Below are 15,648 nucleotides of genomic sequence, written 5' to 3' on the forward strand. Positions count from 1 at the left end.
CCCCACCTACCGCGTCCACCCCCCAACAGAAAGGCAGATCAGTGTCGGAACGGATATCGCCGCCAGGGGCCGAGGCTCCGGCGGCCGAGAGCCCGGTCGTGCTCGACGACGACGCGACCCTGCACGCGATGGGTTATCCGCGCAAACTCACGCGTCGTTTCAAGGCATTCGACAATTTCGCGATCTCCTTCACCATCATCAATATCCTCTCGGGTATTTTCTCGTCCTTCGGATTCGGCCTGAGTGCGGGTGGCCCCCGTATTCTCGTGTTCGGCTGGATCGGGGTCTCCGTGATGGTGCTGTTCATCGGTGCCGCCATGGCGGAGGTCGCCTCCGCCTATCCGACGAGCGGGGCGCTGTATTTCTCCGCCGGTAAACTCGCCAAGCGGCACAAGGGCGCCTGGTCCTGGTTCACCGGCTGGCTGAACTTCGTCGGGCAGATCGGCGGCACCGCCGCCACGGGGTACGCGGCCGCCACCTTCATCCAGGCGTTCGTCGCCCTGCAGTGGCCGTCGTACGAGCCCACGGCCCACCAGACGGTGCTGATCACCGCGCTGATCATCGTGCTCCAGGGCCTCGCCAACACCTACACCGTCCAGCTCGTCGCGGTGCTGAACCGGATTTCCGTGTGGTGGCTGCTGATCGGACTCGTGGTGATCGTGGGCGCACTCATCGTGATTCCCGATCATCACCAGTCGGCGTCCTTCGTCACGCATTTCGAGAACAACACCGGCTTCACCAACGGCCTTTACGGCGGCATGCTGGGCCTGCTGGTCACCAGCTGGACCTTCACCGGCTTCGACGGCAGCTTCCACATGTCGGAGGAAACGGTCCAGGCGACGGTCAACGCGCCGAAGGGGATCACCCGTGCCATCGGCTATTCGGCGATCACCGGCCTGATCCTGATGCTCGCGCTGGTCTACAGCATTAGCGACTACACCAAGGTGGCCGGTTCGGACGCCCCGCCCGTCCAGATTCTCATCGACGGGCTCGGCCTCGGCGCCGCCAAGGTCATGCTGCTCATCGTCATCGGCGCCATGCTCTTCTGCGGCCTCGCCAACCTCACCAGCAACACCCGGCAGATCTTCGCCTTCTCGCGGGACGGCGCCATGCCCGGCTCCCGCTGGTGGCACTCGGTCTCCACCCGCACCCGTACGCCCGTCAAGGCGGTGTGGCTCGCCGTCGCGTGCTCGCTCGCCCTGGTGGTGCCCGGCTGGTGGTCCCACACGGCGTTCACGGCGATCGTCAGCGTCAACGTGGTCGGGCTGTTCCTCGCCTACGCGGTGCCGATCTTCCTGCGGCTGCGGCTCGGTGACGACTTCCAGCCCGGTCCCTGGCACCTGGGCCGCTGGGGTCGGCCGATCGGCTGGGTCGCGGTGACCTGGATCCTGCTCAGCAGCGTCCTGTTCATGCTCCCGCAGGCGTCCCCGATCACCGCGGACTCCTTCAACTACGCGCCGATCGCGCTCGCGGCCGTCCTGCTCATCGCCACGGTGTGGTGGTTCACCACCGCCCGCCGCCGCTTCCAGGGACCGGTCAGCTACGGCCGCCCCGACGAGGTCGCGGCGATGGACCTGGTCTGAGTCCCCGGCCCGGCATCGGCGGATGACGTCTGGATGACATGGGCCTGCCATGGTGGGCTCATGTCATCACTCATGTCATCAATGGTGGAGACCAATATTCATGGGCGTGGCATCCGTCGAAGTGCTGGCAGGGGCATGCCGCCTGCCCCATAGTTGGCGCACAACCGTGCACCCGAGTTGGCGCACGCCCACGCACCTGAACCGTCCCGACCCGGACACCTGGGGGTAGTCGCGCCCATGAGCAGAGCCCAGCAGCCGTCCCGCCGCACCGTTCTCGCCGCCGCATTCGCCGTCGCGGCGGCCGCCGGAACGGTACCCGCGGCCGCCGCCACCGCACCGGCGGCCGCCGACGCCGACGACTCGGGCCGCGGGCCCGCCCGTCCCGTCGACAACCGCGCCTGGACCACGTACCTCGACTGGCGCGGCGGCACCGGACACGGCGTCCGGACCGTCCCCGGCCGCCGCCCCGGCATCGCCGTCGCCGCGCCCGAGGGCCGCACCGACTACACCGACCCGCACACCGGCACCACCGCCACCTGGGAGTACGCGACCTGGACCTCCCCGCTCCACCGGCTCCGGGTGCCCGCCACCGAGCTGATCGCCTCCTGGAACGCGGACACCCCCGCGGGCACCTGGCTGCAGATCGAGCTCCAGGCCACGTACTCCGACGGCACCACCGCCCCCTGGTACGTGATGGGCCGCTGGGCCGCGGGCGACGAGGACATCAAGCGGACCTCGGTGGACGACCAGGGCGACGGCAAGAGCTCGGTGTGGACCGACACCTTCGCCATCGACGACGCGAGCACCGGCCTGCGCGCGACGGCGTACCGGCTGCGCCTCACCCTGTACCGGACGCCGGGCACCCGCCGCACCCCGACCGTGTGGCGGGTCGGCGCGATGGGCTCCGACGTCCCCGACCGCTTCACCGTCCCGGCGTCCACCCCCGGCCTCGCCCGCGAACTCGTCGTCCCGCGCTACTCGCAGGAGATCCACAAGGGCCAGTACCCCGAGTACGACAACGGCGGCGAGGCGTGGTGCAGCCCGACCTCCTCGCAGATGATCGTCGAGTACTGGGGCGGCCGCCTCACCCCGGAGCAGCTCGCCTGGGTCGACCCCTCCTACGCCGACCCGCAGGTCGACCACGCGGCCCGGTACACCTACGACCACCAGTACACCGGCTGCGGCAACTGGCCGTTCAACGCCGCCTACGCGGCGACCTTCCCCGGCATCCAGGGCGTGGTGACCCGGCTGACCTCGCTCACCGACCTGGAGACCCTGATCGCGGCGGGCATCCCGGCCATCACCTCCCAGTCCTTCCTCAAGACCGAGCTGACCGGCGCCGGTTACGGCACCTCCGGCCACCTGATGACCGTCATCGGCTTCACCGCCGACGGCGACATCATCGCCAACGACCCGGCCTCACCCAGCGACCCCGAGGTGCGCCGCGTCTACGCCCGGCGCGAGTGGGAGAACATCTGGCTGCGCACCAAGCGCTACGACGCGAACGGCCAGGTCAAGAGCGGTACGGGCGGCGTCTGCTACCTGTACTTCCCGGCCCGCCCGACCCCGCGCCAGCTCCGCGCGCTCGCGGCGGTGGGCGTGCGCTGACCCCGCAGAGGGGGCGGTCGGGCTCCGGCCCGGCCGCCCCCTCTGCCATACTGCGCGGGTCCCGCCGAACGCCGAGACCAGGGCAGACTGTGAGCGTGCGTCAGCAACAAGCGGCCGCCCCCGTCCGGGCGCGCGGCACCGACCGCTCCGCGGCCCGGCGTGCCGAACTCCTCGCCATCGGGCGCGCGTTGTTCGCGGACACCTCGTACGACGCGCTGTCCATGGACGACATCGCCCGCCAGGCCCATGTCGCCAAGGGCCTGATCTACTACTACTTCCGCTCCAAGCGCGGCTACTACCTGGCGATCGTCCAGGACTCCGTCGCCGAGCTGGTCGCCTTCGCCGCCAGCGGTGCCGAGCTGCCCGCCGTGGACCGCCTCCAGCGCACCATCGACGGCTACCTCCGCTTCGCCGAGCACCACCAGGCCGCGTACCGCACCATCGTCAGCGGCGGCGTCGGCTTCGACGCCGAGGTGCACGCCATCCGGGACGGGGTGCGCGAGGCCATCGTCGCCACCATCGCCGACGGCGCGTACGGCAGGACCGACATCGGCCCGCTGGCCCGTACCGGACTGTTCTCCTGGGTGTGCAGCGTCGAGGGCACCACGCTCGAGTGGATCGGCCGCCCCGAGCTGACCCGCGCCGCCCTCGGCGAGCTGCTGGTGAAGACGCTCGGCGGCACCCTGCGCGCCATCGAGGAGCTGGACCCCTCCTGCCCGGCCCCGCCACCGGCCCGCCGCGACGGCTGACGGAACCCCCGGAACGGTCCCGGCTGGATTCTTCAAGTAAGCGGTCGTTAACTGGTGACGGGAGGTCCCCGATCGGGCATACTCACGGCACAAGCCGCTGGTCAGCCGCTTCCGAGACCCGGAGGCGCACCCTCGGCGCAACCGGAGCGATCGCGCGGAGCCGCCCCACCCAAGGCGCACATCCGCCGATGTGCCCGCACAGGGAGGAGTCCGACGCCATGTCCGACCGCGAAACGCAGCCGGTGGAGCGTCAACTGCCCACGGACGAGGCGAGGGATCTGCTCGCCCTGGTCCGGGACATCGCACAGCGCGAGATCGCGCCGAAGGCGGCCGAGGAGGAGGACGCCGGACGCTTCCCCCGCGAGGTCTTCACCCTGCTCTCGGAGGCGGGCCTGCTGGGCCTGCCCTACGACCCCGAGCACGGCGGCGGCGAGCAGCCCTACGAGGTCTACCTCCAGGTGCTGGAGGAGCTGGCCGCGGCCCGCCTCACCGTCGGTCTCGGCGTCAGCGTGCACACCCTCGCCTCGTACGCGCTCGCCACCCACGGCACCAAGCAGCAGCAGGTCGAGCACCTGCCCGCCATGCTCGGCGGCGGCCTGCTCGGCGCCTACTGCCTCTCCGAGGCGTCCTCCGGCTCCGACGCGGCCTCGCTGCGCACCAGGGCCGTCCGGGACGGCGACGACTGGGTGCTCAGCGGCACCAAGGCGTGGATCACCCACGGCGGCATCGCCGACTTCTACACCGTGATGGCCCGCACCGGCGAGGACGGCCCGCGCGGCATCACCGCCTTCCTGGTGCCCGGCGACGCCGAGGGCCTCAGCGCGGCCGCGCCGGAGAAGAAGATGGGCCTCAAGGGCAGCCCCACCGCCCAGGTTCACCTGGACGGCGTACGCGTCCCGGACGAGCGCCGCATCGGCGAGGAAGGCCAGGGCTTCGGCATCGCCCTGTCCGCCCTCGACTCGGGGCGGCTCGGCATAGCGGCCTGTGCCATCGGCGTCGCCCAGTCGGCCCTGGACCAGGCGGTGTCCTACGCGGCCGAGCGGCGGCAGTTCGGCCACCCGATCGCGGACTTCCAGGGACTGCGCTTCATGCTGGCCGACATGGCCACCCAGATCGAGGCCGGGCGGGCGTTGTACCTGGCCGCGGCCCGGCTGAAGGACGCGGGCAGGCCGTTCGCCAAGCAGGCCGCCATGGCCAAGCTGCACTGCACCGACACCGCCATGCGGGTCACCATCGACGCCGTGCAGATCCTCGGCGGGTACGGCTACACCGCCGACTTCCCGGCCGAGCGGCTCATGCGCGAGGCCAAGGTGCTCCAGATCGTCGAGGGCACCAACCAGATCCAGCGGATGGTCATCGCTCGTCACCTGGCGGGGCCGGAGAGTCGCTGAACTGCCCCCTGCGCACGATCGGGGCCGCCAGCGCGGCCCACTCCGGGTCATGGCGCCCCGGCAGTGTGCGGCCCCGGTCGGCCCAGATCCGCATCAGCTCGGTGTAGATGGGCGGGTCCGGGTGCTGCGGCGACGAAGCCGAATCCGCGGGCCGGGGCAGGTAGACGCGGCGCTGACGCCCGGTGGCCGTCTGAGTGGGAGTCATGCCTGGCCAACGCGAGCGCGCCGGGACGGGTCACCGGCGCGGGGAATCGAGCGTCAGTTCAGCGCCGTCCTCACCCCGCCCGGAAAGCGCCGACCCCGCGACGCGAGCGCGCCGCGGGGTCACCGGAAGACTTGCGGCCCCGACGGGCTCAGGCGGCGGCCTGACCGCGCATGAACGGCAGCCGCAGCGGGCGCGAACCCGGACCGCCCACGTGCGAGAACGGCTGCGTACGCCAGTCCAGGCCCTGGGGGAGCGTGAGCAGCAGGGCGGTGTCCTGCTCCTGCGGCTCGAAGGACTCGTCGGCGGGGCGGGCGTCCGCCGCCGCGCGGCCCGTACCGGCACAGGCCGTCAGGCCGAACGGGTTCCACGGCGAGGCGCACAGCGCGTGTTCCGGCAGGGACTCCTCGTCCGCCAGCAGCGCGATGGCCTGCGCGCAGTCCGGGCAGATCACCCGGTACATCTCGAAGGTGTCGTAGTCGGCGTCGAGACCGTAGGCGTCACCGGAATCCGGTTCGACGCCCTCCGGCTCGGGCTCGACGACCGACTGCTGCCGCTTGGCGGCGGAACGCACGGGGCGCTTGACACTCTGCATGGGATTCTCCCCCTAAGGCTGGGCCGTGAAGGCACTGCGGCCTCGACCACAGCAAGCACTTCCCGCAGGTTCTCGGCGGTAATCGTGAGAACCTCACGCAGCGCGTTCACGTGGTGTGGCGTTCGTCACAGGCTAACGGTGGATATCCGCCCAGATGCCGCGAGCCGCGCCATCAAAGATTCCCGAACCCCGCCCGCGCGCACGCGCGCGGGACGGCACGGTAGGTTTTGGCGGCATGGAGGAGCTGGATCGTCAGATCGTGCAGCTGCTCGTCAAGGACGGGCGGATGAGCTACACGGACCTGGGCAAGGCCACGGGCCTGTCCACGTCGGCCGTGCACCAGCGGGTGCGGCGGCTGGAACAGCGGGGCGTCATCCGCGGCTACGCCGCCGTCGTCGACCCCGAGGCCGTCGGGCTGCCGATGACCGCGTTCATCTCCGTGAAGCCCTTCGACCCCAGCGCCCCCGACGACATCGCCGAACGGCTCGCGGGCGTCCCCGAGATCGAGGCGTGCCACAGCGTCGCCGGGGACGAGAACTACATCCTCAAGGTGCGGGTGGCCACCCCGCACGAACTGGAGGAGCTGCTCGCCCGGCTCCGCTCCCTGGCCGGGGTCTCCACCCGGACCACGGTCGTGCTGTCCACGCCGTACGAGGCACGCCCGCCGAAGATCTCCTGAGCCCGCCCGACACGCGCCCCGGTTCCGGGCGCCTCGGGCGAACGGGAGAGACTGGTGGGCATGAGTGAGCAGCCCGCCGACCCCCAGACCGTCCTCCTGCGCCGAGGAGAGGTCCACAGCCCCGCCGACCCCTTCGCCACCGCGATGGTGGTGGAGCGCGGCCAGGTCGCCTGGGTGGGCTCCGAGGGCGCCGCAGACGCCTTCGCCGACGGGGTGGACGAGGTGATCGACCTCGACGGCGCCCTGGTCACCCCCGCCTTCACCGACGCCCACGTCCACACCACCGCCACCGGACTGGCCCTGACCGGGCTCGACCTCTCCGGCGCGCCGACGCTGGAGGCGGCCCTCGCCCAGGTCCGGGAGTTCGCCGCCGCCCGCCCCGCCGACCGGGTCCTGCTGGGCCACGGCTGGGACGCCGCCCGCTGGCCCGGCGGCCGCCCGCCGACCCGCGCGGAACTGGACGCCGCCACCGGGGGCCGCCCGCTCTACCTCTCCCGCGCCGACGTGCACTCCGCCGTCGTCAGCACCGCCCTGCTGGACCTCGTCCCGGCCGGGGTGAGCCGCGCCGACGCCCCGCTCACCGCCGACGACCACCACGCCGTCCGCGAGGCCGCCCTCGGCGCGCTCGCCCCGGCCCAGCGCGCCGAGGCCCAGCGCACCGCGCTCGCCCACGCGGCCTCCCTCGGCATCGGCTCGGTGCACGAGTGCGGCGGCCCGCAGATCTCCTCCGAGGACGACTTCACCGGCCTGCTGAAGCTCGCCGCCGAACTGCCCGGCCCCCGCGTCGTCGGCTACTGGGCCGACCGGGACGTCGACCGGGCCCGCGAACTGGGCGCCGTCGGCGCGGCGGGCGACCTCTTCGTGGACGGCGCTCTCGGCTCCCACACCGCCTGCCTGCAGCAGCCGTACACCGACGCCCCGCACACCGGCACCGCCTACCTGGACGCCGACGCGGTCGCCGAACACGTCGTCGCCTGCACCGAGGCCGGGCTCCAGGCGGGCTTCCACGCCATCGGCGACGCCGCCGTCACCGCCGTCGTCGAGGGCGTGCGCGCCGCCGCCGAGAAGCTCGGCCTCGCCCGTGTCCGGGCCGCCCGGCACCGGGTCGAGCACGCCGAGATGCTCACCCCGGACACCGTCGCCGCCTTCGCCGAGCTGGGCCTGATCGCCTCCGTGCAGCCCGCCTTCGACGCCGTCTGGGGCGGCGACGACGGCATGTACGCCGACCGCCTGGGCGTCGAGCGGGCCCGTACCCTCAACCCGTACGCGGCCCTGCTGCGGGCCGGGGTGCCGCTGGCCTTCGGGTCCGACAGCCCGGTCACCCCGCTCGACCCCTGGGGCACCGTCCGCGCCGCCGCCTTCCACCGCACGCCCGAGCACCGGGTCTCGGTGCGGGCCGCGTTCACCGCGCACACGCGCGGCGGCTGGCGCGCCGTCGGCCGGGACGACGCGGGCGTCCTGGTGCCGGGCGCGCCCGCCGACTACGCGGTCTGGCACACCGGCGACCTGATCGTGCAGGCCCCCGACGACCGGGTGGCCCGCTGGTCCACCGATCCGCGCTCCGGCACCCCCGGCCTGCCCGACCTCACCCCCGGCAGCGGACTTCCGGTCTGCCTGCGGACGGTGGTCGGGGGGCGGACGGTGTTCGTACGGCCGGGCGAGTGATCTCCCGTCCCGCCGTCCCGCCGAACGGGTGGCCCCGCTCGGGCGTCCGACCTGCGCATCCCCGCCGTTTCCGTGCCCCCGCCGGTGTACGCGCAGGCCAGGGGGCTGTTGACAGCCGACGGCGGCGGGCCGGTAGGTTCGGCCGAGTCCACCAACGGACGTTCGACCGGGGAGTGTTCGCGCACTCGTCGCAGCGCCACTGGGTCAGGACGGTGTGCCGTACCGGGGCACCGTCGACGGCAGCCAGGCGCAGTGCTCGCGCCGACGAGGGAGCGCTCCGGCCGGTCGGCAAGGTGTGACCCGGATGGGGCCCGCGCGCTCAGTAGACAACGGCTCTCGGTCGACCCGCAGCCAGCGGGTCCCAGGCCGGCCCGAAGGGCGGCGCGGGCCCCCATCCGTCGCCGGAAAGCACGCTCCTGCCCCGGTCGTCGGCCTCCGAAACCACCCGCGGCCCGTGCCGCGGCGTCAGCGCAGGCCGTGACCACTATGGTGGACGCCTGCGCACGACATGAAGGGGCAGCAGTGAACGACGGCGACGGGACCCTCTCCGCCAAGGCCAGAGGGCGGCAGTTCGGTCCGCTCGGCACGGCCTTGGTGATCATTCCGACCTACAACGAGGCGGAGAACATCAAGGCCATCGTGGGCCGGGTACGCAAGGCGGTCCCCGAGGCGCACATCCTCGTGGCGGACGACAACAGCCCGGACGGCACCGGCAAGCTGGCCGACGAGCTGGCCACCGCGGACGACCACGTCCAGGTGCTGCACCGCAAGGGCAAGGAGGGCCTGGGCGCCGCCTACCTCGCGGGCTTCCGCTGGGGCATGGAGCACGGCTACGGCGTGCTGGTCGAGATGGACGCCGACGGCTCCCACCAGCCCGAGGAACTGCCCCGTCTGCTGACCGCCCTCAAGGGCGCCGACCTGGTGCTCGGCTCGCGCTGGGTGCCCGGCGGCCGGGTGGTGAACTGGCCCAGGTCCCGCGAGGTCATCTCCCGCGGCGGCAGCCTCTACTCCCGTATCGCGCTCGACCTGCCGCTGCGCGACATCACCGGCGGCTACCGCGCCTTCCGCGCCGAGACGCTCCAGGGGCTCGGTCTGGAGGAGGTCGCCTCGCAGGGCTATTGCTTCCAGGTCGACCTGGCCCGCCGCGCGGTCAAGGCCGGGTATCACGTGGTGGAGGTCCCCATCACCTTCGTGGAGCGCGAGTTCGGCGACTCCAAGATGAGCAAGGACATCCTCGTGGAGGCCCTGTGGCGGGTCACCGCGTGGGGCGTGGGCGACCGCGTCGGCAAGATCAAGGCCAGGGGCAAGTAGTACCCGTACGGGCCCGGCGGGCGGGGATGATCCACCCCTTGTGCGGCACTGAGCCGGGCCCAGGCACACTGGAAGCATGACGACTGGCGCATCCATCCCTCCGCGGACCGGGCAGACCGGGCGGCCCAAGCGTTCGGCACTGCGCAGGTATCTGCCGCTCGCCCTCGCCGCGTGGCTGGTGCTGGAGATCTGGCTGCTCATCCTGGTCGCGGACGCGGCCGGGGGGCTCGCCGTGTTCCTGATCCTGGCCGCGGGCTTCGTCGCGGGCGCGGTCGTGGTGAAGCGGGCGGGCCGCCGCGCCTTCCGCAACCTGGACGAGGCGCTGCGCCGCGGCACCGCGCCCTCCTCCGGCGGCGGCAGCAACGGCCTGCTGATGCTCGCCGGGCTCCTGCTGATGCTCCCCGGCATGCTCTCCGACGTGGCCGGACTGCTCCTGCTGCTGCCCCCGGTGCAGCACCTCGTACGCCGCCGCACCGAGCACCTGGTGAGCCGCAAGCTGGGCGGGGCCAGGCAGGGTTCCCTCGGTGACGCCTTCCAGCAGGCCCGTATCCACCGCCCGGACGGCAAGGTGGTGCGGGGCGAGGTCATCCACGAGCGCCGCGACGACCCCACCGACGAGCCCCGGCCGCCGCTGAGCCGCTGAGCGGCCCCGGACAGCACAGAACCGCGGGCGCCGTACATCGTGTGGATGTACGGCGCCCGCGGTTCTTATTTTGTGCGCTCGATCCGGCGCAGCCCCTGAAGAGCTACGCGGACTTGCGGCTGTCGCGCGGGTGTACCGCGATGTTCATCGCGCCCGAACGCAGCACCGCCAGACGCTCCTCGAGGACCTCTTCGAGTTCCTCGCGGGTGCGCCGTTCCATCAGCATGTCCCAGTGGGTACGCGCGGGCTTGGCCTTCTTCTCCTCAGGGCCGTTGCCGTCGACCAGGAGTGCCTGGGCCCCGCAGACCTTGCACTCCCACTCCGGCGGAATCTCCGCCTCGACCGAGAAGGGCATCTCGAAACGATGCCCCTTCTCGCATGCGTACTCCACGGCCTGGCGCGGGGCCAGGTCGATACCGCGGTCCGTCTCGTAGCTGGTCACCACGAGGCGCGTACCGCGAAGAGCTCGCTCACTCATGAATCGTGCCTCCCGGGCTTGTCGCCCACAGGACAGGTGTCGCTGTCGTCGTCATCCGGTCAACGTCCGGTCGGCGGTAAAGATTCCCGTCCGGAGTCCCGTTCCGGGCCGCGCGTCGCCGTCGTAGCCGCCCCTTGTTCTACCCACAGGCGTCCGGTTTGTCACATCTGCTCGCAGATATGACCCAGCGTTTCACTGTCTTTGACGCGCAGTAACGGTACGCCTGGCAGGCCAAACGCGTACACTACCGCCCTTTCGTGTTGAACACTAAATTCTCTCCGGGACCTGATTCCCCGCCTCGCCGATCGCACGCCGCACCGGCACCCGCGCCAGCAGGACGAAGCCGATCACGAAGAAGGCCACCAGCGAGACGATCGCGGAACGGTAGCTCCCGGTCAGCTGGTAGGTCACCCCGAACAGCAGCGGACCGAGCCAGCTCATGCCCCGGTCGCTCAGCTCGTACGCGGAGAAGTACTCCGCCTCCTTGCCCGGCGGCACCAGATGCGAGAACAGCGAGCGGGACAGCGCCTGGCTGCCGCCGAGCACCAGCCCGATCGCGGCCGCCAGGACGTAGAAGAACACCGGCGCCCCGGCGGGCAGGAAGTACCCGGCGGCCAGGGTGAGCGTCCAGGCCACCAGGGAGCCGAGGATCGTGCGCCGGGCGCCGTGGGTCCGCGCCAGGCGGCCCATCGCCAGCGCGCCCGCCACCGCCAGCACCTGCACCAGCAGCACCGCGCCGATCAGCGTGGACTGCCCGAGGCCCAGCTCCTCCGAGCCGTACACCGACGCCTGGGTGATCACCGTCTGGATGCCGTCGTTGTAAACGAGGTACGCCAGCAGGAAGGCGAGGGTGTGGGGGTGGCGGCGCATGTCCCGCACCGTCGCCGCGAGCTGGCGCAGGCCGGTCGGGGCGGCGCCCTCCACGCGCGCGTGCCGGTCGCGCAGTCTGCGCAGCGGGATCAGCGCGAAGGCGCCCCACCACAGCCCGGCCGAGGCGAGACAGATCCGCACGGCAGCCGTCTCGGAGAGCCCGAAGGAGTCGTGGGCCGAGTACAGCACCAGGTTGACGACCAGCATCAAGGAGCCCGCCGCGTAGCCGAAGGCCCAGCCGCGCGAGGAGACCGCGTCGCGGTCGGCGGGCGGGGCGATCTGCGGCAGATAGGAGTTGTAGAGCATCATCCCGACCGACTGCGCCGCGTTGGCCACCACCAGCAGCAGCCCGCCGAGCAGATAGCGGTCGCCGTCCAGGAAGAACATGCCCGTGGTCGCGGCCGCCCCGGTGTACGCGGCCGCCGCCAGCAGCGGCTTCTTACGGCCCGTACGGTCGGCCAGGCTCCCCACCAGGGGCATCACCAGCACCGCGACGATCACCGACAGGGACACGGTGTAGGCGAAGAACGAGCCCGCCCGCACCGGTATCCCGAGCGGGTGCACATAGCCGTCGGCGTCGGCCGCGTGCCGGGCCACCGCGGTGAGGTACGGGCCGAGGAACACGGTCAGGACGCTCGTGGAGTAGACCGAGCACGCCCAGTCGTACCAGTACCAGCCGCGTTGCTCGCGCCGAAGCCCCGCCGTCTCGTCGGACGCCCCCGCCCGCACGGTGTCGATCCCCACCCCGCGCCCTCGCTTCCCCGCCGCAGTGCCGTGCCAAGGCGGCGGAGGCGGCACGGGACCGGGTCAGACCCAGACGCCGCGGTCCTCCATGACCTCGCGCAACGTGTCGATGTGATCGGTCATGATGCCATCGACTCCCAGATCCAGGAGCCGGTGCATCCGCTCGGGTTCGTTGACCGTCCACACATGCACCTGGAGCCCCAGCGCGTGCGCCGCCCGCACGAAGCGCCGGTCGGCCACCGGGACGCCCGACTGGGCCTCGGGCACCTGTGCCGCCACGGCCGAGCCGCGCACCGGGGCGGGCAGCCCCCAGGAGCGCAGCCGCAGCCCCAGCACACCGAGGGTGCCGAACGAGGTGGCCAGCCTCGGCCCCGCCAGCCGCTGCGCGCGCCGCACCCGCGCCTCCGAGAAGGAGCCCAGGCAGACGCGGTCCCAGGCGTCCGCGCGGCCGACCAGATCGAGGAAGGGCAGCAGCGCCGCCTCCGCCTTCACGTCCACGTTCCAGCGGACCTCGGGGAACGTCTCCAGCACCTCCGCGAAGAGCGGTACGGGTTCCTTGCCGCCCACCCGCGCCTGCCGGACCTCCGCCCACGGCAGGTCGGCGACGCGGCCGGTGCCGTCGGTGACCCGGTCCAGGGAGTCGTCGTGGAAGGCGACGAGCGTGCCGTCCGCGGTGAGGTGGACGTCGGTCTCGATGTAGCGGTAGCCCAGCTCCACCGCCCGGCGGAACTGCGCCACGGTGTTCTCGGTGCCCTCCGCCGCCCCGCCCCGGTGGGCGAAGGCGATGGGGCCGGGATGGTCCAGGTACGGATGGCGTGTCGGCTCGGTCACCGGCGCAGTATCGCGCGCTCCGGCGCACCGGAGGCAACCACCCTGGTCGTCGCGGGCGCCGGGCGCAGCGCGAAGAGGCGCAGGAAGAACTGGGCGAGCGGGCCGATCGCCAGCGCGTACAGCACGGTGCCGACGCCGACCGTGCCGCCGAGGGCGAAGCCGGTCGCCACCACGGTGACCTCCACACAGGTGCGGATCAGCCGGATCGAGCGGCCGGTGCGGCGGTGCAGGCCGGTCATCAGGCCGTCGCGCGGGCCGGGGCCGAAGTCCGCCGCGATGTACAGGCCGGTCGCCGCGCCGTTGAGCACGATCCCGGAGACCAGCAGCGCGATCCGCGCCGCCATGGCGTGCGCGCCGGGCAGTATGGACAGGGTGGCGTCCATGGCGAAGCCGATCACCAGCACGTTGGAGACCGTGCCCAGGCCGGGGCGCTGGCGCAGTGGTATCCACAGCAGCAGGATCGCGGCGCCGAGCAGGGTCAGGACCACGCCCATGCTGAGGCCGGTGCGGGCGGCGAGCCCCTGGTGCAGCACGTTCCACGGCTCCAGGCCGAGGCCCGACCGGACGAGCAGCGCGGAACTCGCCCCGTACAGCGCGAGTCCGGCGTACAGCTGGAACAACCGGCGGGTGAGACGGTCCGGAGTGGCCATGGGATACCCCCCTGGGTGGTGACGGTGGCCTGACTCGTGCCACTCTGTGGCGTGGGACGGAGGGCCATCCATGGCCAATCCGGGGAAGGTGGACTGATCTCGATGGCACATTGGACCTCAGCGGTGGGTGCCGCGCAGCTCGCCCGGCTCCTCGGCTCCCAGCAGGACCGCCCCGGCGGCCCCGGCACGCGCCGCCCGCCCGCCTACCGCGCCCTGGCCGACGGCATCCGGCTGCTCGTGCTGGAGGGCCGCGTCCCCGTGGCCGCGCGGCTGCCCGCCGAACGCGAACTGGCCCTCGCCCTCTCCGTCAGCCGCACCACCGTCGCCGCCGCCTACGAGACCCTGCGCACCGAGGGCTTCCTGGAGTCCCGGCGCGGGGCGGGCAGTTGGACGGCCGTCCCGGCGGGCAACCCGCTGCCCGCGCGCGGACTGGAACCCCTCCCGCCCGAGACGCTCGGCTCCCTGATCGACCTGGGCTGCGCGGCCCTCCCGGCGCCCGAGCCCTGGCTCACCCGCGCGGTCACCGGCGCGCTGGAGGACCTGCCGCCCTACGCCCACACCCACGGCGACTATCCGGCCGGACTGCCCGCGCTGCGCGCCATGATCGCCGAGCGGTACACCGCGCGGGGCATCCCGACCATGCCCGAGCAGATCATGGTGACCACCGGTGCGATGGGCGCCATCGACGCGATCTGCCATCTCTTCGCGGGCCGGGGCGAGCGGATCGCCGTGGAGTCGCCCTCCTACGCCAACATCCTCCAGCTGATGCGGGAGGCGGGCGCCCGGCTCGTGCCGGTCGCCATGGCCGAGGGGCTCAGCGGCTGGGACCTCGACCGCTGGCGCCAGGTGCTGCGCGAGGCCGCGCCCCGGCTCGCCTATGTCGTCGCCGACTTCCACAACCCGACGGGCGCGCTGGCCGACGAGGACCAGCGGCGCCGTCTCGTGGACGCGGCCCGCGCGGCCGGGACCGTGCTGGTGGCGGACGAGACGATGAGCGAGCTGTGGTTCGAGGAGGAGCTGGGCCGGAACATGCCGCGCCCGATGTGCGGCTTCGACCCGGCCGGTTCCACCGTCATCACGGTCGGCTCGGCCAGCAAGGCGTTCTGGGCCGGGATGCGCATCGGCTGGGTGCGCGCCGCCCCGGACGTCATCCGCAGCCTGGTCTCCGCGCGCGCCTACGCCGACATGGGCACCCCCGTCCTCGAACAGCTCGCCGTGCACTGGCTGTTCAGCAGCGGCGGCTGGGAGCAGGCGGTGGCGCTCCGCCGCGCCCAGGCCCGCGAGAACCGTGACGCCCTGATCACCGCGCTGCGCCGCGAGCTGCCCGACTGGGAGTACGAGGTGCCGTCCGGCGGTCTGACCCTCTGGGTCCGCGCCGGTGGCCTCTCCGGTTCCCGGCTCGCCGAGGTGGGCGAGCGCGTCGGCGTCCGCGTCCCCTCCGGCCCCCGCTTCGGCGTGGACGGCGCCTTCGAGGGGTACCTGCGGCTGCCGTTCACCGTGGGGGGCGCGGTGGCGGACGAGGCGGCGGCCCGGCTGGCGTCGGCGGCCCGGCTGGTGGAGTCGGGGGTCAGCGGGGTCAATGGGAGCGGCGAGGCGCCGGGGGCGTTCGTGGCGTAGAAGCCCAGCCGGACGTCAACGTGCCCGCTCCG

14 protein-coding genes are annotated in these 15,648 nt (G+C 72.6%); 9 read left to right on the forward strand and 5 right to left on the reverse strand.

The genetic code is table 11. The features are described from left to right. Positions 1-41 precede the first annotated feature (41 nt). The 4 genes from ACI2LY_RS29785 to ACI2LY_RS29800 all read left to right on the forward strand — a co-directional run bounded on the left by ACI2LY_RS29785 (position 42) and on the right by ACI2LY_RS29800 (position 5,331). Entirely contained in the window at positions 42-1,583 is a 1,542-nt protein-coding gene (locus tag ACI2LY_RS29785) for an amino acid permease (RefSeq protein ID WP_404709817.1), read from the forward strand. 237 nt (positions 1,584-1,820) lie between these two features. Then, positions 1,821-3,191, forward strand: coding sequence for a peptidase C39 family protein (locus ACI2LY_RS29790; RefSeq protein ID WP_404709818.1), 1,371 nt, complete (start codon positions 1,821-1,823; stop codon positions 3,189-3,191). Positions 3,192-3,286: 95 nt separating this feature from the next. After that, the gene (locus tag ACI2LY_RS29795) at positions 3,287-3,940 is read left to right on the forward strand and encodes a TetR/AcrR family transcriptional regulator (RefSeq protein WP_404709819.1); all 654 of its coding nucleotides are present in this window, start codon (positions 3,287-3,289) and stop codon (positions 3,938-3,940) included. A 218-nt stretch (positions 3,941-4,158) separates the two neighbouring features. Further along, positions 4,159-5,331 carry an acyl-CoA dehydrogenase gene (locus tag ACI2LY_RS29800; RefSeq protein WP_389004569.1) on the forward strand — a complete coding sequence of 391 codons (1,173 nt, stop codon included), beginning with the start codon at positions 4,159-4,161 and terminating at the stop codon, positions 5,329-5,331. A gap of 353 nt (positions 5,332-5,684) precedes the next feature. On the opposite strand, the gene ACI2LY_RS29805 is transcribed toward ACI2LY_RS29800, so the two are convergent. Continuing rightward, positions 5,685-6,128, reverse strand: a complete 444-nt coding sequence (locus ACI2LY_RS29805) for a hypothetical protein (RefSeq protein WP_393599770.1) — start codon at positions 6,126-6,128, stop codon at positions 5,685-5,687. Positions 6,129-6,363: 235 nt separating this feature from the next. Here ACI2LY_RS29805 and ACI2LY_RS29810 point away from each other — a divergent pair, with 235 nt between their 5' ends. The 4 genes from ACI2LY_RS29810 to fxsA all read left to right on the forward strand — a co-directional run bounded on the left by ACI2LY_RS29810 (position 6,364) and on the right by fxsA (position 10,426). After that, complete coding sequence (locus ACI2LY_RS29810) at positions 6,364-6,807, forward strand: Lrp/AsnC family transcriptional regulator (protein WP_030810457.1); 444 nt, start codon at positions 6,364-6,366, stop codon at positions 6,805-6,807. A gap of 60 nt (positions 6,808-6,867) precedes the next feature. After that, positions 6,868-8,472, forward strand: coding sequence for an amidohydrolase (locus ACI2LY_RS29815; protein ID WP_404709820.1), 1,605 nt, complete (start codon positions 6,868-6,870; stop codon positions 8,470-8,472). 522 nt (positions 8,473-8,994) lie between these two features. Further along, entirely contained in the window at positions 8,995-9,783 is a 789-nt protein-coding gene (locus ACI2LY_RS29820) for a polyprenol monophosphomannose synthase (protein WP_404709821.1), read from the forward strand. A gap of 76 nt (positions 9,784-9,859) precedes the next feature. Next, entirely contained in the window at positions 9,860-10,426 is a 567-nt protein-coding gene (fxsA, locus tag ACI2LY_RS29825; protein ID WP_404709822.1) for an FxsA family membrane protein, read from the forward strand. Between the two features lie 103 nt (positions 10,427-10,529). On the opposite strand, the gene ACI2LY_RS29830 is transcribed toward fxsA, so the two are convergent. The 4 genes from ACI2LY_RS29830 to ACI2LY_RS29845 all read right to left on the reverse strand — a co-directional run bounded on the left by ACI2LY_RS29830 (position 10,530) and on the right by ACI2LY_RS29845 (position 13,999). Beyond that, positions 10,530-10,904 (reverse strand): RNA polymerase-binding protein RbpA, encoded by a 375-nt coding sequence (locus ACI2LY_RS29830; RefSeq protein WP_042173984.1) that lies wholly within the window; start codon positions 10,902-10,904, stop codon positions 10,530-10,532. 267 nt (positions 10,905-11,171) lie between these two features. Next, complete coding sequence (locus ACI2LY_RS29835; protein ID WP_404709823.1) at positions 11,172-12,518, reverse strand: MFS transporter; 1,347 nt, start codon at positions 12,516-12,518, stop codon at positions 11,172-11,174. A 63-nt stretch (positions 12,519-12,581) separates the two neighbouring features. After that, positions 12,582-13,349 (reverse strand): glycerophosphodiester phosphodiesterase, encoded by a 768-nt coding sequence (locus ACI2LY_RS29840; protein WP_404709824.1) that lies wholly within the window; start codon positions 13,347-13,349, stop codon positions 12,582-12,584. After that, positions 13,346-13,999 (reverse strand): YitT family protein, encoded by a 654-nt coding sequence (locus tag ACI2LY_RS29845; protein WP_404709825.1) that lies wholly within the window; start codon positions 13,997-13,999, stop codon positions 13,346-13,348. Before ACI2LY_RS29845 ends, ACI2LY_RS29840 begins: the two co-directional genes overlap by 4 nt. Positions 14,000-14,101: 102 nt before the next feature. On the opposite strand from ACI2LY_RS29845, the gene ACI2LY_RS29850 reads away from it, so the two are divergent. Continuing rightward, the gene (locus ACI2LY_RS29850) at positions 14,102-15,616 is read left to right on the forward strand and encodes a PLP-dependent aminotransferase family protein (RefSeq protein ID WP_404709826.1); all 1,515 of its coding nucleotides are present in this window, start codon (positions 14,102-14,104) and stop codon (positions 15,614-15,616) included. Positions 15,617-15,648: the final 32 nt, after the last annotated feature.

The sequence above is a fragment of the Streptomyces sp. NPDC002176 genome (assembly GCF_044903645.1).
GTDB lineage: Bacteria > Actinomycetota > Actinomycetes > Streptomycetales > Streptomycetaceae > Streptomyces.

Excerpts from the sequence above, each read along its gene's own strand:
- fxsA (WP_404709822.1), top strand. The coding sequence starts at position 9,860 with ATGACGACTGGCGCATCCATCCCTCCGCGGACCGGGCAGACCGGGCGG.
- ACI2LY_RS29800 (WP_389004569.1), top strand. The coding sequence starts at position 4,159 with ATGTCCGACCGCGAAACGCAGCCGGTGGAGCGTCAACTGCCCACGGAC.
- ACI2LY_RS29790 (WP_404709818.1), top strand. The coding sequence starts at position 1,821 with ATGAGCAGAGCCCAGCAGCCGTCCCGCCGCACCGTTCTCGCCGCCGCA.
- ACI2LY_RS29810 (WP_030810457.1), top strand. The coding sequence starts at position 6,364 with ATGGAGGAGCTGGATCGTCAGATCGTGCAGCTGCTCGTCAAGGACGGG.
- ACI2LY_RS29815 (WP_404709820.1), top strand. The coding sequence starts at position 6,868 with ATGAGTGAGCAGCCCGCCGACCCCCAGACCGTCCTCCTGCGCCGAGGA.
- ACI2LY_RS29830 (WP_042173984.1), bottom strand. The coding sequence starts at position 10,904 with ATGAGTGAGCGAGCTCTTCGCGGTACGCGCCTCGTGGTGACCAGCTAC.
- ACI2LY_RS29850 (WP_404709826.1), top strand. The coding sequence starts at position 14,102 with ATGGCACATTGGACCTCAGCGGTGGGTGCCGCGCAGCTCGCCCGGCTC.
- ACI2LY_RS29805 (WP_393599770.1), bottom strand. The coding sequence starts at position 6,128 with ATGCAGAGTGTCAAGCGCCCCGTGCGTTCCGCCGCCAAGCGGCAGCAG.
- ACI2LY_RS29845 (WP_404709825.1), bottom strand. The coding sequence starts at position 13,999 with ATGGCCACTCCGGACCGTCTCACCCGCCGGTTGTTCCAGCTGTACGCC.